Below are 22,063 nucleotides of genomic sequence, written 5' to 3'. Positions count from 1 at the left end.
ATAGAAATGAATTTACATCTAAATGATAACAAGCACAAGAAAATTATAACAAAGCTTCTATCCTCGCTAACAAGTTAATTATTGAAAAACTCTTATCTTTAAGAATAAAGCAGAATCATTATGAATACAATTTTATATATAGAAGGAATTCAAAAACAGTTTGCTTATTATAAACAATTAGGCGAAAAAACAATAGATCAAGTACCGGAAGGAAAACTTTTTTGGCAATATAATGACAATAGCAATAGTATTGCAATTATTATAAAACATTTATGGGGTAATATGCGATCTCGATGGATCGATTTTTTGACTACTGATGGAGAAAAAGAATGGCGAGAACGTGATACAGAATTTGAAAATGATATTAAAACCAAGCAAGAACTCCTAGAAAAATGGAATGAAGGTTGGGATTGTTTATTTGCTGCTTTAAAAACAATCAATAAAGATAACTTTGAGCAACCGATTTATATTCGTAATGTAGAACATACCGTTACAGAAGCTATAAATAGACAACTAGCACATTACTCCTATCATATCGGGCAAATTGTATTTATAGGAAAAATGATTGCCGATAAGCGATGGGAAAGTTTATCAATACCAAAAGGAAAATCTACAGCATATAATGCAAAACGTTTTTCTCAATCAAAGCACAAAGCGCATTATACAGATACATTAATAGAACCAAAAAATGATCAATAATTAAGTAGTCATATCACATCATAACTTTGATATTATTGCTATGACATGTTGAGAAATTTTAGTGATTAATTAAAAAAAATACTATAAATTAAGGATACATTACAGGTCTGCGCCAAAAGGCATATACGGCAAAATCATCAACATCTTACTTGATAACTCTTTTAGGTTTGTTAATAACTATGGTTTTACCAATACCAAAATCCAAATAGATTACAATTATATTTGCGGATAGCTGTTTAAATAGTGTATTCAGCTTGTTGAAGCCAACAATTAAAAAAACAATAAAGCAATACAGATGAAATTTATAGTATCCAGCTCTTACTTACTTAAACAATTACAGGTATTAGGAGGGGTAATTAGCAACAGTAACACATTACCGATTCTAGATAATTTTTTATTCGAATTGGATAGCAATAGCTTAACTGTTTCTGCTTCTGATCTCGAAACTACCATGTCTGCAAAGTTAGAAGTAGAATCTGATGATCAGGGAACAATAGCCGTACCGGCAAAACTATTATTAGAAACTCTGAAAACATTTCCTGAGCAACCGCTTACATTTGTTGTTGCTCCAAATAATACAGTCGAGATCAGTTCTAATCACGGTAAATATGCACTGGCATACGCTGATGGAGAAGAATTTCCGAAAGCTGTAGAATTAGAAGATCCCTCTTCGACAAACATTTTGGGAGATGTACTTGCAACTGCTGTAAGCAAGACTATTTTTGCAACAGGAAATGATGATTTGAGACCTGTAATGAGCGGTGTATTCTTTCAGTTTTCGACAGAAGGATTGACATTTGTAGCTACAGATGCCCATAAACTGGTAAAATATACTCGTGAAGATATACAAGCCTCGCAATCGGCAGAATTTATAATGCCCAAAAAACCACTTAACCTCCTTAAAGGAATCCTTGCAGGAAGTGATAGTGACGTCTTGATCGAATACAACGATTCTAATGCAAAGTTTTCTTTTGATGAAACACAACTTATTTGTAGACTCATCGATGGAAAATATCCGAACTATGAAGCGGTAATCCCAAAAGAAAACCCTAATAAACTTACAATAGCTCGTAATCAATTTTTAAATTCTGTACGAAGAGTTTCTATCTTCTCAAATAAAACTACGCATCAAATCCGTTTAAAAATTGCAGGAGCAGAATTAAATATCTCTGCAGAAGATATTGATTATTCTAACAAAGCAGATGAGCGTCTTACTTGTGATTATCATGGAGATGACATGCAAATAGGATTTAATTCTCGTTTTTTGAGTGAAATGCTAAACAATCTTAATGCAGACGATGTACAATTAGAAATGTCTTTACCTAATAGAGCAGGGATTTTAACCCCTACAGATGGATTAGACGAAGGAGAACATATCACCATGTTGGTAATGCCGGTGATGCTAAATAACTAAATTACCAAATAACTAACCATTTTAAATCCAATATTACTGCTTTTGTAATATTGGATTTTTTGGTTTAAAGTACATAACCCAAGAGCATTATATCAATATCAAGGTGTAATTTTGTATATCTTTGAGAAAACATAAACTTAAAAGATGTTTACTGTAAAACTAGATGTATTAGAAGATGAAATTATAGAATTTGCTGTTCCCGCAAATCACTTTGTTGGTATAGAAGGAGTTGGGGGAAAACTTTTTGTTACAAATAAAAGAATAGTGTTTAAGTCTCATAATTTCAATATTCAAAATCATCAATTAGTTATAGACTATTCCAACATTAAAACAATCGAACTGAGCAATACTTTAGGAATCATCCCTAATGGGTTAAAAATAATATTACAAAATAACCAGATAGAAAAATTTGTGGTACAGAAACGAAAAACCATACAAAAGGCAATACATCAAAAAATGGGTATAAAGTGAAATATATAGATATTGCTAAAACAGTTTTAATAGAAATATTTCTTAATGGTAATAGATCTGTAAAAGTAACATGCAAAAAAAAATAATATCTAAAATCATTAGCTATGTATGGCCGATTACCAAAGAGATCAAGTCTACAATAAATGGCACACTTGAAGTTACCTGGATGAATGGGAAAAAAGTACTTGATAGTCAAAATGCAAATTATTCCTACGGAACACTTCAAAAATTACTTCACTATGGTCTTACAAAAATTAATATTTCCTCTACAAGTGATATTTTACTTTTAGGATTAGGTGGAGGAAGTGTCATATCGTCTTTAAGAAATACATTTGAACATAAAGGAAAAATTACTGCTTTAGAAATTGATCAAGTAGTTATAGACATTGCGATCGATGAATTTAAAATTAAAAATCTCAATAATTTAGAAATCATCTGTGAAGATGCTTTATCATATATACATAACTGTAACAAAAAATTTGATCTCATCATTGTTGATATTTTTATCGATAACAAAGTCCCTGAACCATTCTACACCCATACGTTTTGGAAACAAACATTATCATTGGTAAACAAGGAAGGTTATGTCATATTTAATGCCGGTATTAATCTAAAAAACAATACTAAAGTAGATACACTAATATCTACTTTTAAAACTCAAATCACTTTTGATCAATACAACAAAGTACAAGGTGCTAACACTTTACTAATTGGAAAAATTCTTTAAACTTAAGCAACATGACTAAAAAAGAATTACAAGATTGTCATCAAAGAATCAAAAAATACATTCACAGAACACCTGTACTTACTTCTACCCTACTCAACAATATCTCAGGGGCTCAAATATTCTTTAAATGTGAAAATTTTCAAAGAATGGGAGCTTTCAAAATGAGAGGAGCAGCAAGTGCTATTTCAAAGTTATCAGACATTCAGAAATCTCATGGAGTGGTTACACATTCTTCGGGTAACTTTGCTCAAGCATTATCTTTGGCTGCCAAAAGCCTTGATGTAAAAGCATACATAGTAATGCCATCAACAGCTCCACAGGTAAAAAAAGATGCTGTAAAAGGGTACGGAGGTGAAATCATCGAATGTCCACCTACTCTTCAAGATCGTGAACAAACAGCTTTCAAAATTCAAACAGAAAAAAAAGCCACATTTTTACATCCTTCTAATGACTTGGATGTAATTCTGGGGCAAGGCACTGCGGCTATAGAATTACTTGAAGAACATCCTTATCTAGAATACATATTTACCCCTGTTGGTGGTGGTGGTTTAGTAGCCGGAACTGCTCTTGCGGCACATTTTTATGGTACTGATTGCACCGTAATTGGCGGAGAACCTTTTGAGGTCGATGACGCTTACAGATCCCTTAAAAGTGGAAAAATAGAAACCAATAGCACAACAAATACAATTGCCGATGGCTTAAAAACACAACTCGGAGACATTAATTTTCCTATTATCAAAAATTATGTTGATGAGATCATAAGAGTTGAAGAAGATGAAATCATATCTGCAATGCAACTCATTTGGGAACGTATGAAAATCATTATCGAACCTTCTTGTGCTGTACCATTTGCTGCTTTATTAAAAGAAAAGCAACGATTTGAAAATACAAAAATAGGCATCATCCTTTCTGGCGGAAATGTAGATCTCAAAAATTTACCATTTTAAAGTTTTGCTATGGAAATTCATTAAAAAATCAATGATCAATTAGCGATTCGATAAAAACTATCCAAACGATGAAACAGTTGTTGGATAGAAATCCAAACCCCCAATTCTACAATACTTTCAGGAGTTAATAATGGTGATATTTCTTTTAAAATAATTTCACTTACTTCTGCAGGGCTATCAGACATTGCTCTTGCCAAAATAATTGCTGCAGCTTCTTCTTTTGTCAAACAAGTACTAGAAGAAAGGTCTGATAATAACGCTCTACAATAATTAGCATTTTTAGGGATTTTAGCTGTGCCTATTCTCTCTATCCTTTTTATAGTATCTGTTCCTACATTAGGTATTTTTTTCATGATTATCATCTGCGAGTCCTTGCTTAAGACTTCATTTTGCACAGTTTTAAAATATACTACACTCAGTAAATATTTGACTCTTAACCCTAATTGTGTAGTTTCTTTATCTAGATTGATTTTAATAACAGTCGTTATCGCTTTTAGAATTTTTCTGTTCTTAATATTTTTTAATATAGGAAAAGTATATCCGGTATGTTTTTGTAGATATACTTTTGCTCTTGCATAAGAACCAGGAACTCCTCTAGTCCATTTTTTTTCAAGAAATACGACACCGGGAGCATGTTTTAAAACTCGTAAAAAAGTCATGAAACTATCTTGTCGAATAGGTTTTGATTGTATCTCAGAGGCATCAAATGAACCTTCAAAATGTTTTCCCGGTTGCCAACCATCTGATGACAATAATTTACCCACATCTTGTAAAGAATTTTGCTCTATTGTAATGCCTGTTGCATCCATAAACTTATTAAGAAAACCCATCAAACCAATAGAATAAACGATTCTCTCTATTTCTTTAGCAGATAAATGTTTTCTAAAATCATTATAGCGTTCTTTTGTTAAAGTAACCGGTATACTAGATAATGATGAAGCAAATTCGATAACCGCATTTTCCTTTTGTGATAGTTCTCGTTCTCCAGTAATTACCTTTGTATCTAATCCTCTTCTTAAGGCAAAAGAACAACTATGCGCTGTACAATAAGAGCAATTTGCTGTTTTACTAGAGATGTAAGTAGCTAAACCTACCAAACTTTTTAATGACTTTTTTTTCAATAGATAGCTAGGCAAGCCCAATAAATTAGGCATCAAGAGATTATATGTTCTAAAACCTATGGGCCATATTTCTAAAATTGGATCTGCATTGGGCACTACTCCAATTAATTCATTTGCCAAAGCAAGCATGGGTTTGTATTTCTTTTTCAAGATTTTAGTATCAACTGCAGAAGATTCTAGTTGCTTGGCAAGTGTTGGTATCATCTTTTTAAGTTTGGTTAATTATGTTGGTACAATTTAAAAAACGTTTGCTTCATTTTTAAATTATAGCTGCTAAATGTTTTTTCTTTTTTAAACACAAAAAAAGTACTGAAAGCCAATATTTTACCACATAAAAACTAAAAAATTAGTAGAAATACTAATTAATTAGTTGTAAAACTAAAAGATTAGTAGTATGTTTGTTTTATAAAATTATTACGATGCAAAAGCTAGCGAAAAGAGAAGAACAAATCATGCAAAGTTTATGGAAGCTTGAAAAAGCTTTTATCAAAGAAATCATTGAAGAGTTACCGAATCCAAAACCTCATTATAATACTACCGCGACTATAGTAAAAATCTTAGAAGAGAAAGGATTTATTAATCACGTAGCCTTTGGCAATAGTTTTCAGTATTACCCTTTAATTTCTAAAGACGAATATCAAAAAGAAATACTAGGAGAAGTTGTGCATAATTATTTTGACAACTCTCCTATGGCACTAGTTAAATTTTTTGCAAAAGAAGAAAAATTAAATCCCAAAGAATTAGAAGAAATTCTTCAATTGATTAAAAACAAAAAATAATGGAATATATCTTTTACAGTTCGGCTCTTATAGGATTATCGTATTTGATTTATAAACTTTTTCTTGCCAAAGAAACTTTTTATCACCTTAATCGATGGATATTACTGGGACTTATTTTTTTATCATTCACATTGCCATTTATAACAGTTCCAGAGCATTTATCTTTTAGAACAATTTTTGTAAAAGAATCTATTGCAGATACATCTCCTCAATTGCAAACAACAGAATCAATCTTACCCGATACAAGTACTGTAATATCACCAGATGTAACATCTTCTTCTCCTACATTATCAACGGATAGTACTGGGCCTTCTTCTTTAGATTGGAAAAACCTAATTCTATATATCTACTTGTTGGGTGTTTTTGTTTTTGCAGTTCATTTTATAATTCAACTTGGTGTTTTACTATATAGAATTATTAAAAACCCTATTGTAGAATTTGATGAATATAAAATTATCGAGACTGATAAAAGTCATGCTCCTTACTCATTCTGGAATCGAATTTTTATGAATCCAAGTCAGTATAATCCAGACACCTACCTACAAATACTAAAACATGAACAGATGCATATTAAAGGAAAACATAGTCTAGATATGTTATTAGTCGAATTATTGGTTATGTTTCAGTGGTTTAATCCTTTTGCATGGTGGTATCGAAAAGCAATAGATAATAACCTTGAGTACCTTACTGATGATGGTATGCTTACTCATGGAGAAGACAAAGAATCATATCAAATGAATCTCTTAAGAGTTTCAACTCCTAATATGCCAACAGGTTTGGCAACAAATTACAATCAATCATTTCTCAAAAAACGAATACTTATGATGAATTCTAAAAAATCAACAGCAAAATCAGGTTGGAAGTACCTAATCATTCTTCCGATACTTACACTTACTGTTTTGTCTTTTAATCCGATAAAACATATTGACACTACTATTTCTGAACATGAAGGAACAATAAGTAATAATGATGAATCTGTAAATACATCTATTACTAATAGTGACTTTACCAAAGGTGCATGGGATGCAGAAGTTGGAGGAGGAAAATTATGTGTGATGTTTAGAAGCTCTGCTCCTCTACAAAAAAGTTTTTGGTCTAATACGAGATGTTATGAACCTTCGCTTTTTGCCAAATTTCCAAAAGGAACAAAACAAAAAATGAACGTTACAAATGATGTTGGTACAATGACTTTTATTGGTGAGTTTGATGGAAAAATAGGTGACGGCAAATATATTTTTGAAGCGAATCCTGCATTTACTAATGCTTTAGAAAAATATAACCTAACCGTAGAAAAAAATGATCTCGTACTTTCCTTTTTAACAGAATTTGATACGAATTATCTTGCCTATTTAGAAAAAGAAAATATTTCTATAACACAAGAAAATTTTGAAGATATCATACGCAAGTCACTTCCTTTGGACAAGTTAAAAATGTATCAAAAAGAACTCACAAACCTAGGGTATAATGCCTATACAATAGACGAAATCTGTAAACTTAATCTTTTTGATGTAGATCTTTCTTATATCAATTTTATCAACAAACTCAATACCTCCAGAGCATCATTAAAAGAGATTACAAAAGCAAAAATACATAATGTAACCCCTAATTACATAGATATTTTCAAAAATCAGGGATATTCTAAAATATCGATTAAAGAAGCCCGAGATTTAAAAATACACAAGGTTACTCCTGAATTTATCAACAGTTTCAAAAACATTGGATATTCGAATATTACATTAGAGGAAGCCAAAAAGCTAAAAATCCATAATGTAACCGCTGATCTCATCAAAGCTTATAAGAAAGCCGGGCAAAAAAATATCTCATTAAAAGAAGCCATGAAACTTAAAATTCATGATATCACTCCGGCATTAGTGAAAGGAACCAATGGGCATTCTAGTAGTTCTACAAACCATTCAGGTAAAACAAAATCCAAAACAGAACAAAACCCAAGTGAACTTATTGCAGCTTTTGAAAAACTAGGATATAAGAATATAGATTTAAATGAGGCAATAGCACTAAAAACACATAATGTAACTCCAGAATTTGTAAAAAAATTTAATGCTATAGGGTACAAAAACATTCCTTTAAAAAAAGTAATCGCTTTAAAGGTTCATGATATCACTACTGAGATGCCTGCTGAATATGCCAAAATTGGATACAAAGACCTTTCTATAGAAGATCTTTTGTCTCTCAAAATTCATGATGTAACCCCTCAATATATTACAGTATTCAAAAAAACAAAATTTGGGGACCTCCCACTAAAAAGAATTATATCGTTTAAAATTCATGATATCACTCCGGAGTTTCTTAAACTTTTTGAAGAAATGGGCTTTAAAAACATTACAGCAGACCAGGCTCATGGTTTAAAAATACATGATGTAACTCCAGAATTCATTACATCTTTGCAAAAAGAAGATCCTAATGTTTCTTTAGATCAAGCCATAAAAATTAAAATGGTTTTTTAAATAAAATCATTGTATACAAATATCATTCTATCAATCTAAAAACAAAAAGGTAACTGCCTAAAAACTGATTCAATTTAGTATAAAAAACACTTCAAAAAACTGTTTTTAATAACTTAAATAGACTATTTAAGGCAGTTACTTTATTATATCAAAAAATGAAAACAATCTCAACATTTATACTAATACTGATTGTACTAATCAGTCAGCATATTATTGGTAAAGCATTCAGTAACGAAGAAAAAAAAAGCCAACAGATCAATACTTATATGCATGATATCATGCAAACGCATCAAATTCCGGGAGCGGCCTTGGCTATAATAAAAGATGGAAAAATAATTCATGAACAATATTATGGTAAAGCTAGTCTAGAAAAGAATACTCCTGTTACAAAAAATACGATGTTTAGAGTATATTCTACAACCAAACTGATAACTGCCACAGCTATTTTTCAACTCATTGAAAAAGAAAAAATAACATTGAATGACTTCGTTCATGATCATCTAACATATATTCCTACAGCATGGAAAGCTATTCAAATAAAACATTTACTCACACACTCTTCGGGGTTGCCAGATATGATCCACTATGACAGTCATCAATCTGACAAAGCATTACTCACAGAATTAGCCAAAGAAAAAATGCTATTTGATGCAGGAGAAAGATTTACATATAATCAAACCAATTACTGGCTACTAGCACTTATTATCAAAAAAGTAACAGGGGTTTCATTTGATGATTATGTACTCAAAAATCAATTTTTATCTCCAAAATCAGGAGTTTTGTTTTCATCAAACTCTAATGAATCCATCCCAAATAGAATTGCAAAATATAGTTTTGATTACAAAAAAAATCAATTTGTAGGAGCAACAGATGATTATGGCATAAGAGCGCACAGCGGTAATGGGCTAAATATAACACTTCAAGAACTTATAAAATGGAATCAAAATTTTGATAATAATACATTTTTACAAAAAAACACCAAAAATTTAATGTGGAGTGATTTTTCATTCAAAGATCAAAAAAGTAAATTTTTACATGGATGGGGTTTATATCCTATTCAGAATAAAATGTCAATTGGTTTTACAGGTGGTGGTGTTAGTGGTTTTAGAAAGTTTGTTGATGATGATATGACTATAATTATACTTACAAATGGTTTTAAATATTACCCTGTACACAACAAAATTATTAATCATATCGCAGGGATAGTTAATCCCACCTATATTGATAAAGAATCAATAATAAAAGAGCAAGTCACTAATGGTTTCTTTAACCTTACTACAGATAAAGCTATAGAAAATTATACTAAAATCAGCAACAAAAATCCTAATACCAACTTTGAAAGAACACTTAACAGAATAGGGTATGCAATGGCAAAATCAAGGATTGAAGATGCGATAAAAATCTTTGAATTAAATGTGAGAGAATATCCTGATTCATGGAATGTTTATGACAGTCTCGGAGAAGGTCATGAAATAAATAAAAATTATAAAGCCTCTGTTGAATTTTATAAAAAATCTGTAGAACGCAATCCGGAAAACAAACATGGAGTTCAAAAAATAAAGGAGCTTGAAAGTAAGTTAAAAAATGTAAAATAGTAGTAGCAGTCAAAAGGCCCTTCATCTTATATAATGAAAGGCCTTTTGTTTTATTAAAAAGATATCTTTTCTATCTATGGCAGTACTTCTAAAGCAATAAACTGGTTAAGTTGTGCTCCAAATGCGCTAAAATTATTATCCGAAACTAAAACCAAAGATTTATTTCCATTTGGTAAATCCGGCCCAAAAGTCATGCCTTCAATATTATCAACTACATTTGCTGATCCTCCTGGTACAGTAGATAATTGATCACGAATTGAATTAAAGTCAAACAATAATGTCTTAGTAGCCTTTTTATAATTAGCATTTTTAAGTGATGACATATTTGAAATATCTGTTGCTTCACTAGCATCAACATCATAAATACGTACATCATTACCCCCATCGTCTGTTCCAGAAGCAAAAGAACGCTCAAGAACTAGAAACCTATCTTTGTTATATTGTAATATTTCGACAACACCATTTACCTTAAATCCTCCATCTCTCGCAACTGGATCCAGCTCATACGCAAATTGACGACCAAATTCTTTTGTTTTTCTATCAATAAAAGAAATACGTACCGGTGAGTCTGTATCCATCCCAAAAACAGGCGCATCTCCATCTTGAAGTAAAGGAAGCTCCATAGCCACCCAATATCCTTTATGATCAACACTTAACGAAAGGCCTTCAAAAACACCATTATTCCTTACTCCCGAATCAGCAGTATTTTCTTTAAAAATATCAGGTGTCATAAACTCTGATCTAAACTTTCCTCGCAAAGAAGCTTCTTTTACAGAAGGAGCAATATTATTATTTGCAAAACCTTCACTAGTCCAGATAATAGATCTACTTCTAGGATCAAAACGAATAGCCTCAGGATCAACTTCTTGATCTGCAAAAGAGGCTCCGTTATCATTTAATAACTCTACTTGATTAGTAATTTCGACCTTAGAAAAACTAGTATTATCAAATGTCAAATGAGCAGTATAGAATCGAATTGGTGCATTAGGATCGTCACTAATAATATAATACGTACCATTGTAATAATCAATACTAGACAACCCTCCTATGGTAGAACCTTTAAAAGTTTGACCATCAGGAATGATTTGTTCTCCAATAAATTGTAAATTACTAATAGTAGTTGGTTTTGTGATTGGATTACCGCTGTAATCATCAGTAATACAAGAATTTAATAATGTGCATACTAAAAGTAATATGCAAATGAATGAGTTTTTCATGTTTTGTGATTTTTGATACATGCAATGACAAAAGAAAAAATAAATCAAATGTGAATTTATAATTACTATTATGTTAACATTATTTTACAAAAACAAAAGCTGCTAATTCATCTGTTAGCAGCTTTTCTTCTTAATATTAAAATTATAAAACGAAATTAAATCCTTGGTAAATCCCCTTCTCCTTTCAATGGTAAATTAGAACTTCCCATCAAATAGCTATCAACATGATATGCTGCTTGTCTACCTTCTGCGATTGCCCATACAATAAGTGATTGACCTCTTCTGGAATCTCCTGCAGCAAATACTCCTTTTACGTTTGTAGCATAGGTATTTTCTGCTGCTTTAATATTTGTTCTGGTGTCCATATCGATTCCTAGTTGCTCTGCAATAGTAGGCTCTGAACCTGTAAAACCCAACGCGAGAAGTGCCAGTTCACATTTCCATTCTTTTTCGGTATTTGGAACCTCTTTCAATGCAAACCGTCCATTTTCTTTTATCCATTCTACCTCTGTAGTTATTAAACCTTTCAAGTTTCCATCTTCATCTCCTAAAAACTGTTTGGTAGAGATACTCCAATGACGATCAACTCCTTCTTGATGAGAAGAGCTGGTACGTAAACGCATCGGCCAAAACGGCCACGGTTGATTTTCTGGTCGATCCGTTGTACCCTTATTCATAATCTCAAAATTGGTCACCGAAGTTGCTCCATGACGCACTGAGGTTCCTATACAATCAGACCCCGTATCTCCTCCTCCTATAACTATTACATTTTTATCCGTTGCTAGAATTTCTTCTCCCAAATCTTTGACCCCATCCACTCTCCTATTATTCTGTGGTAAAAAGTCCATCGCTTGTACTACTCCTTTGAAATCAGAGCCTTTGATTGGTAAAGTACGTCGAACAGTTGCTCCTGTGCATAATACTACAGCATCAAAATCTGCTTTTATTTGTTCTGCTTTGACATCTTTACCTATATGAGTATTGGTCTTAAATATGATTCCTTCTTCTTCCAAAATATCAACACGACGATCTATAATATGTTTTTCCATTTTAAAATCCGGAATTCCATATCGTAATAATCCTCCTACTTTTTCATCTCTTTCGAATACTGTTACCAAATGCCCTGCGCGATTTAGTTGTTGTGCTGCTGCTAATCCAGAGGGGCCTGACCCGATAACAGCGACTTTTTTCCCTGTTCTTTCCCTAGGGGGATTTGCTACGACCCATCCATTTTTAAAAGCTTCTTCTACAATATTTTTTTCAATATTTTCTATGGTAACCGGATCTTCATTGATTCCTAATACACAAGCTTCTTCACATGGTGCCGGGCATAATCTACCAGTAAATTCAGGAAAATTATTGGTAGCATGTAAGATATTTGCTGCTTTTTTCCATTTCCCTCGATAAACCGCATCATTAAAATCTGGAATTAAATTCCCTAATGGGCATCCACTATGGCAAAACGGAATTCCACAATCCATACACCTAGCACCTTGATCTTTGAGTTTCTTTTCGGGCATCACCTTTGTAAACTCATTATAATGCTTAATACGATCTTCAACAGGCAAATATTGCTCTATTTCTCTTTCAAATTCTAAAAATCCAGTTGTCTTTCCCATTTCTATTATCGTTTTATGCTTGTGCTAGTTTTTCTTCTTCTAATCTTTTTAATGCCTGTTTGTATTCTTCGGGGAATATTTTGATAAACTTTGGTAGTTCTTTTTCCCAATTTTCCAGAATTCTTTGCGCCAACGGGCTCAATGTCGCATTATAATGGCTCTCTATTAATTCTTTTAGCTCAGTGATATCTTTCTGTTCTACAACAGGATCAAGGTTAAGGGCTTCTTTATTACAATGTGCTTCAAACGTTTTTTTCGCATCATAGATATATGCAATCCCTCCTGACATACCTGCTCCAAAATTTCTACCAACTTCACCAAGAATTACTGCAACTCCACCGGTCATATATTCACATCCGTGATCTCCGATTCCTTCTACAACCGCTCTCGCTCCAGAATTACGTACACAGAAACGTTCACCTGCTTTACCATTAATATATACTTCTCCTGCTGTAGCACCATACAAAGTCACATTACCGGTAATAATATTATTTTCGGGAATAATTGTTGCTTCATCAGGAACTTTGATAACTAATTTTGCTCCAGAAAGTCCTTTTCCTAAATAATCGTTGGTATTACCATTTACAATCATTGTCAATCCTTTGGTCGCAAATGCTCCAAAACTTTGTCCGGCAGCACCTGTAAAATTGAGTTTAAGTGTATTATCAGGTAACCCTTGAGCTCCATATATTTTTGAAATTTCATTGCTTAGTATTGCTCCTACTGCTCGATCGGTATTAGTAACATCAAAGTCTAAGGTCGTTTTTTCTTTACGGAATAATGCGGGATGTGCTTGTTCTATTATCTCAAAATCTATAGATCCGCCTAGCCCATGATCTTGAATTTCTGTGTTATAAATATCTACTCCTTCTGGCGCTTCTACTTGATGTAAAATAGGTGTAAGATCTACTCCTGCAGCCTTATAATGCTCTATTGCTTTATTATGATCCAGTTTACTTACCTGACCAACCATTTCATTGACTGTTCTAAAGCCAAGCTGAGCCATTATTTCTCTTAATTCTTGTGCTACGAAGTACATGTAATTCACAACATGTTCTGGTTTACCTTTGAATTTTTTACGCAATTCAGGGTTTTGCGTAGCGATCCCTACCGGACAGGTGTTCAAATGACAAACACGCATCATGATACATCCTGAAGCCACTAATGGTGCTGTTGCAAATCCAAATTCTTCTGCTCCCAACAGACAAGCTACGGCAACATCTCGACCTGTCTTTAATTGTCCATCACATTCAAGTACAATTCTACTTCTCAAATTGTTTCCTACCAAAGTTTGCTGTGCTTCTGCAATACCTAACTCCCATGGTAATCCTGCATGTTTTAATGATGTTAATGGAGACGCTCCCGTACCTCCATCAAATCCTGAAATAAGAACTACATCTGCTTTTGCTTTGGCGACTCCCGCAGCCACAGTACCTACTCCTACTTCTGAGACTAATTTTACATTAATCCTTGCAGTTCTATTTGCAGACTTCAGATCATAAATCAACTGTGATAAATCTTCTATTGAATAGATATCATGATGCGGAGGTGGTGAAATCAAGCCAACATAAGGTGTTGAATTACGCGTTTTGGCAATTTCCGGATTTACTTTTGGACCTGGTAATTGCCCTCCTTCTCCGGGTTTGGCCCCTTGCGCCATTTTGATTTGAATTTCTGCAGCATTCGTCAGGTAATTTGAGGATACTCCGAACCTACCTGAAGCAACCTGTTTTATTGCACTGTTTTTCCAATCTCCATTTACATTTTTATAAAATCTAAGTGGATTTTCCCCTCCTTCTCCCGAATTACTTTTACCACCGATACGATTCATGGCAATAGCAAGATTCTCATGCGCTTCCTGACTGATTGAACCATAGGACATAGCTCCGGTTTTGAAACGTTTTACTATTTCTGTCCATGGTTCTACTTCATCAATAGGAATAGGATCAAAATTAGAAAATTCCAGCAACCCTCTAATCGTCATTAATGCTTTGGATTGCTCATTGATTAGTTTTGCATATTCTTTGTATGTTTTAGGATCATTATCTCTAACTGATTTTTGTAATTTGGCTACTGATAATGGATTAAATTGATGTTTTTCTCCATTACGTCTCCATCGGTACTGTCCTCCTATTTCTAGATCCAAATTTGAATCAATCTCTCTTTCTGCGTACGCTCTCTTATGTCTTTTAGCGATTTCTTTTTCGATTTCATATAATCCAATACCTTCAATACGTGTAGCAGTATTCGGAAAATATTGATTTACTACTTTAGTATTAATACCTATACATTCGAATAATTGTGAGCTTCGATAAGAATTAAGTGTCGAAATTCCAATCTTATTCATCACTTTTAATACTCCTTTACCTACCGCTTTATTATAATTTACGACAGCATCTTCAAAAGTAAGATCTGTTATCGTATGTTCTGTAATTTGTTCAGCTAAAATCTCATTAACCATATAGGGATTAATAGCACTCGCCCCATATCCAAATAACAAGGCAAAATGATGTACTTCTCTAGGTTCTGCAGACTCAATAATAATACTTACTTTAGACCGTTTTCCTAGTTTTTGCAATCCACTATTTACATAAGAACAAGCCAACAATGCCGGAATAGGAGCTCTATGCTTACTTACATTTCTATCAGAAAGAATAATAATATTAGTTCCTTGATCTATAGCATCAGAGGCATCTTTGAGAACTTTTTCTAATGCATCTTCCAGACCATTTAATCCCCTATTGATATTATATAGTACAGAAACAGATGTAGATTTGAAACCTTTTTCAGTATAGGTTTTAATTTTATCCAAATCTTCCTTTGAAATAACAGGGTTTTGAATCTTTAATTTATTACAGTGCTTCTCATCAATATCAAAAATATTATAGTCTTCTCCTAGCGTAAGGCTAATATCACAAATTAACTCTTCTCTAATACCATCTAATGGCGGATTTGTAACTTGTGCAAATAGTTGTTTAAAGTAATTATAAATCAATTGTGGTCTTTCTGAGAGTACTGCAATAGGTGTATCAGAACCCATAGAGCCTATAGGTTCTTTTCCCAATTGCCCCATGGGAACAATAATTGTGTCTATATCTTCTTGAGTATATCCGAATACTTCTTTTCGTTTTTCTATGGTTTCTTCTCCTAAAAATAAAGGACAATCATTGTAAGGGATATCTTTAAGATGCACCAAATTATTATCTAACCATTCTCTATATGGATGTTGTGATGCAATTTTTTCTTTTATTTCCTCATCATTTACAATCCTTCCCTCATCCATATTAACCAAAAACATTTTACCAGGTTCTAATCTACCATGATATTCAATGTTACTGGGATCAAGATCAACAACACCGGTTTCTGAGGACATAATTACATATCCATCTTTGGTTACACTATATCGTGATGGGCGAAGCCCATTTCTATCCAATACAGCTCCTATATAATTACCATCTGTAAAAGGTATCGATGCCGGACCGTCCCAAGGCTCCATTGCACAAGAATTATATTCGTAGAATGCTTTTTTGGCTTCTGACATCTCCGGGTTTTTCTCCCAAGCTTCAGGTACCATCATCATCATGACTTCTGGTAAGGATCTACCAGTCATTAATAATAATTCTACAACCATATCCATTGAAGCTGAATCTGATTTTCCTTTTAAAACTACAGGAAGTATCTTTTTAATATTTTCTCCAAACCAATCGCTCTTTAATAGTTCTTCTCTAGATCGCATACGAGTAACATTTCCTCTAAGGGTATTGATCTCTCCATTATGACACATATATCGAAAGGGTTGTGCCAAATCCCATGTTGGAAAAGTATTCGTAGAAAACCGCTGATGAACCAACGCCAAACGCGTAACCACTTTTGGATCTAATAAATCTTTATAATACAACTTAATATCTTCAGGCATTAATAATCCTTTAAATATTAAAGTTTTGGTAGATAAGCTCGGTAAGTAGAAAAATTTATTTTCAGAAAGTTTAGAACTATATATTGCATGCTCTGTAATTTTTCTTGCAGTAAACAACTTTAGGTTAAAATCAAAGTAGGTTTGACCTTCATTCTCTTTACCAATAAATATTTGTTTAATAAAAGGTTCTGTATTCGCTGCTATTTCTCCTAAATGTATATGATCTACAGGAACATCTCTCCAACCTAATAATACCAATCCTTGATCGACGATATTTTTTTCAAAAGTATCAATACAAAATTGTCTTTGATTTTCTTTTTTAGGTAGAAAAACATTGCTGACTGCATATTCTCCTGCTTTAGGAAGGTCAAAATCGCAATGCTCAATAAAAAAATCATGAGGTATATCGATCAAGATACCCGCACCATCTCCTGTTTTTCCATCTGCACTGACTGCACCTCTATGCTCTAACTTTTCTAATATTTCTAATGCCTTATGAATTATATCATTTGATTTTTTCCCTTCTAAACTACATATGAACCCGGCACCGCAGGCGTCGTGTTCAAATTCTGGTAGATACATTCCTTGTTTCTTCATATTATTTTCTGATATAATTATAAAAAATACTAACTGAGTTTTATGTTTTGATGTGTTGAAATTAACTAATCGTTAAAAAATGTAAAAGAAAAAGGAATCATTCGGCATTACTTTTCTGAGCTCTCCAAAAAAACTGCTTTTAGAATAAAATAATCACAAAATATCTGCTTCTAATTACGAATATTACAATGTACTTTTTAGATAAAAAGGAGTTTTAGATGTCAATTTATCAAAGAAATGACATTTTAATTATAAATAAATACCAACTAAAACGTTTTCGTTACAAATTCATCAATTATGAATAATAAAAATCTTATTTTTTCAACTAAAAAATACATACCCCTAATTATTTATGGGTTAAATATTATAAATTGACAAAAATCAAGACTAAACCCTATATTTTTTGGGTGTAAAAAATAAATTAATATACTTTTGATCAAGATTTAACATTAATTTTAACTTTTTATTCTTTATGAAGAAAATTGAAGCAATCATAAGAAGGTCAAAATATCGTGCTGTAAAGGAAGCTTTACATGAAAAAGGAGTAATGTTTTTCTCATATTGGGATGTAACGGGAGTTGGACATGAAAAAAAAGGAAGTGTCTACAGAGGAATTTCTTATAGTACAACAGATATACAAAGAAGATACTTATCGATAGTTGTTAATGATGATTTTGAAGAGGTGGCTATCTCTGCAATTCTTGAAGCTGCTAAAACAGGAGAAGTAGGCGATGGAAAAATATTTGTTTCTGATATCAAAGAAGCATATCGTATTAGGACTTCAGAAAAAGGTGGAAGTACTTTAAATTAAGATATAATTAACCCAACTGAAAACAAAAAATAATTTTAATAGTAATTAAACAATGGAACTTTTAACTACGAATAATGTATGGATGATGGTGTGTACTGCACTGGTATTTTTTATGCATTTAGGATTTTCTTTCTTAGAAATAGGATTAACTCGTCAAAAAAACACAATCAACATTTTATTTAAGAACGTATTTATTATCTGTGTAGGGCTTTTATTATATTATATTGGAGGGTTCAATCTTATGTATCCGGGGTTTGAAGAAGGAGATTCAGGGTTTTTAAAGTTCGCAGGTTTTGGAATTGCCGCACCTGCTAATGGTATGACTCCTGAATATGCAGAAGGAGGATACACATGGTGGACAGATTTCTTATTTCAAGGAATGTTTGCAGCAACGGCGGCAACAATAGTATCCGGTGCTGTTGCAGAACGTATTAAACTGGGAGCGTTCATGATATTTACTGTTGTATATGTAGGTCTGGTCTATCCTATTGTTGGTTCTTGGCATTGGGGAAAAGGATTTTTATCTACCCTAACTATTGGAGAGGCAAAAGGTTTTTATGATTTTGCGGGTTCTACATTAGTACATTCTGTAGGAGGCTGGGCAGCATTAATTGCAGTAGCGCTATTAGGATCAAGAATTGGTAAATTTAGTTCTGAAGGGAAACCACAAGCAATTCCTGGTCATAATATTCCTTTAGCCTCTGCTGGCGTACTTATCCTATGGTTAGGATGGTTTGGATTTAATGGAGGATCTGTTTTATCTGCTGATCCTGCAGGAACATCTCTTGTTCTAGTAACTACATGTCTTTCTGCCGCTGCTGGTGGTGTTGGAGCATTCATACTTTCTACAATTCTATACAAAAACTATGATCTTACAATGTTTTTAAATGGAATATTAGGAGGATTAGTTGGTATTACAGCCGGGGCCGATTTAATGTCTCCTAACGAAGCTGTAATTATTGGTTTCCTTGCAGGAATTATTATTGTTCTTGGAGTAGCGCTAATAGACAAACTAAAATTAGATGATCCGGTTGGTGCTATTGCTGTACATCTAATTTGTGGTGTTTGGGGAACTCTTGCTGTAGGGATTTTTGGGGCAAAAGCAAGTATCGACCAATTTTTGGTACAAGGTATTAGTGTATTAATTGTAGGAGGTTTTTGTTTGACAACCTCTTTTATTATCATTTTCTCCCTTAAAAAGACAATAGGCATACGAGTTTCTGAAAAAGAAGAAATAGATGGTTTAGATAGCCATGAACATGGAATGGATGCTTATCCCGATTTTAGAATTAACCAACATTAAAACTTTTATACCATATAAACTGAGAAAGAGGATTTACATCCTCTTTTTTTATTCAATAATCTTCAAAGATAAGGGATACAAAGGTTTTTCTCCATTATTCGCTTTGATTGCATTTATAATAGGAAATACAAAACAAAAAACAGCTATAACGGTAAGCCCTAATGTTCCTAACCCAAATAAAAAAGTTAATGGAATACATGCTAATGCGTAAATAAACATACTAATCTGAAAATTCAGAATTGATTTACCATGCTCATTCATAGCTAATACTTTATCTTTTTGAGTTAACCAAAGTAATAAGGGTATCAAAAAGCCTCCTATTCCGGTTATTAAATCTAATAATTGTGATAAATGGGTGAATACTAATAATGATTTATCTTCTTTCATAATTTGATGTTTTTGATAGATGAATGATGATTGCTAATTATTTTAGCAATTTTACTAATTTGACGTTCAAATTACTATTTTGTTACATTTACTTTATACAATAAATTTTATAACTAAGGGATAATATGGTGGTTTGTTATTATTAGCGTTGATAGCACTAATAATTGGAAAAACGTACATAAATATCATCCAGAAAGGAAAAATTATGAATCCTATAAAGCATATAAATCCAAAAAATAATATAACAATTAAGAATATAAGTTGTGTAAGCTGAAAGTTAATGGCTTCTTTACCATGCTCATCCATATCAAGGATTTTTTCTTTTTGTGTTGTCCAAATTAGTAAAGGACCTACAAAACCTGAAAAAAGTGCACTGATATGCATCAAAACTAGTAGTGATTTATCTTCTCTTAACATGCTTAAAATGGAAAAGGATATATGTTTCTGCAATAATAGGAATATTTTACCTAACTATATTTTATAAAAGTTTGATTTGCATCTCTTTTATTACTCTTATTAATCTTTATTTTTGCATTTTTAGTTTGTATATATGATTTCACATGATACTATTGTAGCTTTGGCTACACCTTCTGGCGCAGGAGCTATTGCAGTGATTAGAGTTTCAGGAAAAGAAGCATTATCAATTTGTTCTTCTATCTTCAAGTCTGTTAGTGCTAAAAATTTATTAGAACAAAAAAGTCATACTATTCATTTAGGACATATTGTTGATAACAAACGAGTGTTAGACGAAGTGCTCGTCTCTATTTTCAAAGGAACTTCTTCCTATACAGGAGAACCAACAGTTGAAATTTCTTGTCATGGATCTACGTACATACAACAAGAAATTATTCAATTGCTGCTTCGTAAAGGTTGTAGAATGGCTGGTGCCGGAGAGTTTACATTACGGGCATTTATTAATGGGAAATTAGATTTATCTCAAGCTGAAGCCGTTGCAGACTTAATTGCCTCAGATTCTGAAGCATCTCATCAAATTGCTATGCAACAAATGAGAGGTGGTTTTTCTAATGAAATCGAAAAACTAAGAGAAGAATTGATGAATTTTGCTTCTCTAATCGAGCTAGAACTCGATTTTGCTGAGGAAGATGTTGAATTTGCCGATCGTAAGCAATTTAAAGACCTAATATCCAGGATTACAAATGTATTAAAACGCCTTATCGATTCTTTTGCAGTTGGAAATGTGATCAAAAATGGGATTCCGGTTGCCATTGTGGGTGAACCAAATGTTGGAAAATCTACTTTACTTAATGCGTTACTTAATGAAGAAAGAGCAATTGTTTCTGATATTGCCGGAACTACTCGAGACACTATAGAAGATGAAATTAATATAGGAGGTATAAGTTTTAGATTTATTGACACTGCCGGGATTAGAGATACCAAGGACGTAGTAGAAAGTATTGGTATACAAAAAACTTTTGAAAAAATTGAACAAGCACAAGTAGTTATTTATTTGGTTGATAGTTCACAATTAACAGAAGATAGTGTACATGAATTAAAAACTGAAATTGGAAAAATTAAAAATAAATATCCTCAAAAACCTCTACTCATTGTTGCAAACAAAGTAGATAAACTTGATGAGAATCAAGCAAACTATCTTACTTCTGAAATAGGAAATATACTCTTGCTTTCTGCTAAACAAGGTATAGGCGTCGAAGAATTACAAAGTAAACTTCTTGAATTTGTGAATACTGGTGCATTGCGTAATAATGAAACCATTGTTACAAATACAAGGCACTATGATTCTTTGCTAAAAGCTTTAGAAGAAATTCAAAAAGTGCAGTATGGCATAGATAATGGCCTATCTGGTGATCTTATGGCTATAGACATTCGTCAAGCACTATATCATTTTGGCGAAATCACAGGAGAAATTACAAATGATGATGTCTTAGGAAATATTTTTGCTAATTTCTGTATCGGGAAGTAATTATAGAAATCAAACCAATATATCGCAGAACATTTTCTTTATCAACAATTATG

General features: G+C 32.6%; 17 protein-coding genes. 11 read left to right on the top strand and 6 right to left on the bottom strand.

All coding sequences use genetic code 11. From position 1 onward, the window contains the following. Positions 1-120: 120 nt before the first annotated feature. From FHK87_RS23020 to FHK87_RS23000, 5 genes are all read left to right on the top strand, one after another. Positions 121-699, top strand: a complete 579-nt coding sequence (locus FHK87_RS23020) for a DUF1572 family protein (protein ID WP_140597230.1) — start codon at positions 121-123, stop codon at positions 697-699. A 295-nt stretch (positions 700-994) separates the two neighbouring features. Further along, the gene (dnaN, locus tag FHK87_RS23015; RefSeq protein WP_140597229.1) at positions 995-2,113 is read left to right on the top strand and encodes a DNA polymerase III subunit beta; all 1,119 of its coding nucleotides are present in this window, start codon (positions 995-997) and stop codon (positions 2,111-2,113) included. Positions 2,114-2,257: 144 nt separating this feature from the next. After that, the gene (locus tag FHK87_RS23010) at positions 2,258-2,584 is read left to right on the top strand and encodes a GRAM domain-containing protein (RefSeq protein ID WP_140597228.1); all 327 of its coding nucleotides are present in this window, start codon (positions 2,258-2,260) and stop codon (positions 2,582-2,584) included. A gap of 70 nt (positions 2,585-2,654) precedes the next feature. Beyond that, positions 2,655-3,311, top strand: coding sequence for a spermidine synthase (locus FHK87_RS23005; RefSeq protein WP_226294388.1), 657 nt, complete (start codon positions 2,655-2,657; stop codon positions 3,309-3,311). Positions 3,312-3,322: 11 nt separating this feature from the next. Continuing rightward, positions 3,323-4,258: a threonine ammonia-lyase gene (locus tag FHK87_RS23000; RefSeq protein WP_140597227.1), complete on the top strand. Its 936-nt coding sequence runs from the start codon at positions 3,323-3,325 to the stop codon at positions 4,256-4,258. Positions 4,259-4,293: 35 nt separating this feature from the next. Here the strand turns inward: FHK87_RS23000 and FHK87_RS22995 are convergent, their stop codons facing one another. Beyond that, on the bottom strand, positions 4,294-5,583 hold the full coding sequence (locus FHK87_RS22995) for a carboxymuconolactone decarboxylase family protein (protein WP_140597226.1): 1,290 nt from the start codon (positions 5,581-5,583) through the stop codon (positions 4,294-4,296). Positions 5,584-5,798: 215 nt separating this feature from the next. Here FHK87_RS22995 and FHK87_RS22990 point away from each other — a divergent pair, with 215 nt between their 5' ends. The 3 genes from FHK87_RS22990 to FHK87_RS22980 all read left to right on the top strand — a co-directional run bounded on the left by FHK87_RS22990 (position 5,799) and on the right by FHK87_RS22980 (position 10,218). After that, positions 5,799-6,158: a BlaI/MecI/CopY family transcriptional regulator gene (locus FHK87_RS22990; protein WP_140597225.1), complete on the top strand. Its 360-nt coding sequence runs from the start codon at positions 5,799-5,801 to the stop codon at positions 6,156-6,158. Further along, entirely contained in the window at positions 6,158-8,623 is a 2,466-nt protein-coding gene (locus FHK87_RS22985; protein WP_140597224.1) for a M56 family metallopeptidase, read from the top strand. The genes FHK87_RS22990 and FHK87_RS22985 overlap by 1 nt, the downstream gene beginning before the upstream one ends. A gap of 155 nt (positions 8,624-8,778) precedes the next feature. Next, entirely contained in the window at positions 8,779-10,218 is a 1,440-nt protein-coding gene (locus tag FHK87_RS22980) for a serine hydrolase domain-containing protein (RefSeq protein ID WP_140597223.1), read from the top strand. Between the two features lie 74 nt (positions 10,219-10,292). On the opposite strand, the gene FHK87_RS22975 is transcribed toward FHK87_RS22980, so the two are convergent. The 3 genes from FHK87_RS22975 to gltB form a co-directional block, all read right to left on the bottom strand. Then, complete coding sequence (locus tag FHK87_RS22975; RefSeq protein ID WP_226294387.1) at positions 10,293-11,435, bottom strand: esterase-like activity of phytase family protein; 1,143 nt, start codon at positions 11,433-11,435, stop codon at positions 10,293-10,295. Positions 11,436-11,590: 155 nt separating this feature from the next. Continuing rightward, positions 11,591-13,054, bottom strand: a complete 1,464-nt coding sequence (locus FHK87_RS22970; protein ID WP_140597221.1) for a glutamate synthase subunit beta — start codon at positions 13,052-13,054, stop codon at positions 11,591-11,593. 13 nt (positions 13,055-13,067) lie between these two features. Further along, positions 13,068-17,567, bottom strand: a complete 4,500-nt coding sequence (gene gltB, locus FHK87_RS22965; protein ID WP_140597220.1) for a glutamate synthase large subunit — start codon at positions 17,565-17,567, stop codon at positions 13,068-13,070. Between the two features lie 472 nt (positions 17,568-18,039). Between gltB and FHK87_RS22960 the strand changes: the two genes are divergently transcribed. Together FHK87_RS22960 and FHK87_RS22955 are read left to right on the top strand one after the other, a co-directional pair. Beyond that, the gene (locus tag FHK87_RS22960; protein ID WP_140597219.1) at positions 18,040-18,378 is read left to right on the top strand and encodes a P-II family nitrogen regulator; all 339 of its coding nucleotides are present in this window, start codon (positions 18,040-18,042) and stop codon (positions 18,376-18,378) included. 52 nt (positions 18,379-18,430) lie between these two features. Further along, a complete protein-coding gene (locus FHK87_RS22955) occupies positions 18,431-19,681 on the top strand; it encodes an ammonium transporter (protein ID WP_140597218.1) in 1,251 nt (416 codons plus the stop codon). A 48-nt stretch (positions 19,682-19,729) separates the two neighbouring features. Here the strand turns inward: FHK87_RS22955 and FHK87_RS22950 are convergent, their stop codons facing one another. Together FHK87_RS22950 and FHK87_RS22945 are read right to left on the bottom strand one after the other, a co-directional pair. Continuing rightward, positions 19,730-20,068, bottom strand: coding sequence for a DUF4870 domain-containing protein (locus FHK87_RS22950; RefSeq protein WP_140597217.1), 339 nt, complete (start codon positions 20,066-20,068; stop codon positions 19,730-19,732). 93 nt (positions 20,069-20,161) lie between these two features. After that, positions 20,162-20,485, bottom strand: a complete 324-nt coding sequence (locus FHK87_RS22945) for a DUF4870 domain-containing protein (protein WP_140597216.1) — start codon at positions 20,483-20,485, stop codon at positions 20,162-20,164. 133 nt (positions 20,486-20,618) lie between these two features. Between FHK87_RS22945 and mnmE the strand changes: the two genes are divergently transcribed. Continuing rightward, on the top strand, positions 20,619-22,010 hold the full coding sequence (mnmE, locus tag FHK87_RS22940; RefSeq protein ID WP_140597215.1) for a tRNA uridine-5-carboxymethylaminomethyl(34) synthesis GTPase MnmE: 1,392 nt from the start codon (positions 20,619-20,621) through the stop codon (positions 22,008-22,010). The last annotated feature ends 53 nt before the right edge of the window (positions 22,011-22,063 follow it).

The organism is Aquimarina algicola (assembly GCF_006443095.1).
Lineage (GTDB): Bacteria > Bacteroidota > Bacteroidia > Flavobacteriales > Flavobacteriaceae > Aquimarina > Aquimarina algicola.
This window is presented reverse-complemented; position numbering and strand designations above follow the sequence as displayed.

What these genes read in the sequence shown, in the direction of transcription:
- FHK87_RS23020 (WP_140597230.1), top strand. Translation starts at nt 121, where the DNA reads ATGAATACAATTTTATATATAGAAGGAATTCAAAAACAGTTTGCTTAT.
- dnaN (WP_140597229.1), top strand. Translation starts at nt 995, where the DNA reads ATGAAATTTATAGTATCCAGCTCTTACTTACTTAAACAATTACAGGTA.
- FHK87_RS23010 (WP_140597228.1), top strand. Translation starts at nt 2,258, where the DNA reads ATGTTTACTGTAAAACTAGATGTATTAGAAGATGAAATTATAGAATTT.
- FHK87_RS23005 (WP_226294388.1), top strand. Translation starts at nt 2,655, where the DNA reads ATGCAAAAAAAAATAATATCTAAAATCATTAGCTATGTATGGCCGATT.
- FHK87_RS23000 (WP_140597227.1), top strand. Translation starts at nt 3,323, where the DNA reads ATGACTAAAAAAGAATTACAAGATTGTCATCAAAGAATCAAAAAATAC.
- FHK87_RS22995 (WP_140597226.1), bottom strand. Translation starts at nt 5,583, where the DNA reads ATGATACCAACACTTGCCAAGCAACTAGAATCTTCTGCAGTTGATACT.
- FHK87_RS22990 (WP_140597225.1), top strand. Translation starts at nt 5,799, where the DNA reads ATGCAAAAGCTAGCGAAAAGAGAAGAACAAATCATGCAAAGTTTATGG.
- FHK87_RS22985 (WP_140597224.1), top strand. Translation starts at nt 6,158, where the DNA reads ATGGAATATATCTTTTACAGTTCGGCTCTTATAGGATTATCGTATTTG.
- FHK87_RS22980 (WP_140597223.1), top strand. Translation starts at nt 8,779, where the DNA reads ATGAAAACAATCTCAACATTTATACTAATACTGATTGTACTAATCAGT.
- FHK87_RS22975 (WP_226294387.1), bottom strand. Translation starts at nt 11,435, where the DNA reads ATGAAAAACTCATTCATTTGCATATTACTTTTAGTATGCACATTATTA.
- FHK87_RS22970 (WP_140597221.1), bottom strand. Translation starts at nt 13,054, where the DNA reads ATGGGAAAGACAACTGGATTTTTAGAATTTGAAAGAGAAATAGAGCAA.
- gltB (WP_140597220.1), bottom strand. Translation starts at nt 17,567, where the DNA reads ATGAAGAAACAAGGAATGTATCTACCAGAATTTGAACACGACGCCTGC.
- FHK87_RS22960 (WP_140597219.1), top strand. Translation starts at nt 18,040, where the DNA reads ATGAAGAAAATTGAAGCAATCATAAGAAGGTCAAAATATCGTGCTGTA.
- FHK87_RS22955 (WP_140597218.1), top strand. Translation starts at nt 18,431, where the DNA reads ATGGAACTTTTAACTACGAATAATGTATGGATGATGGTGTGTACTGCA.
- FHK87_RS22950 (WP_140597217.1), bottom strand. Translation starts at nt 20,068, where the DNA reads ATGAAAGAAGATAAATCATTATTAGTATTCACCCATTTATCACAATTA.
- FHK87_RS22945 (WP_140597216.1), bottom strand. Translation starts at nt 20,485, where the DNA reads ATGTTAAGAGAAGATAAATCACTACTAGTTTTGATGCATATCAGTGCA.
- mnmE (WP_140597215.1), top strand. Translation starts at nt 20,619, where the DNA reads ATGATTTCACATGATACTATTGTAGCTTTGGCTACACCTTCTGGCGCA.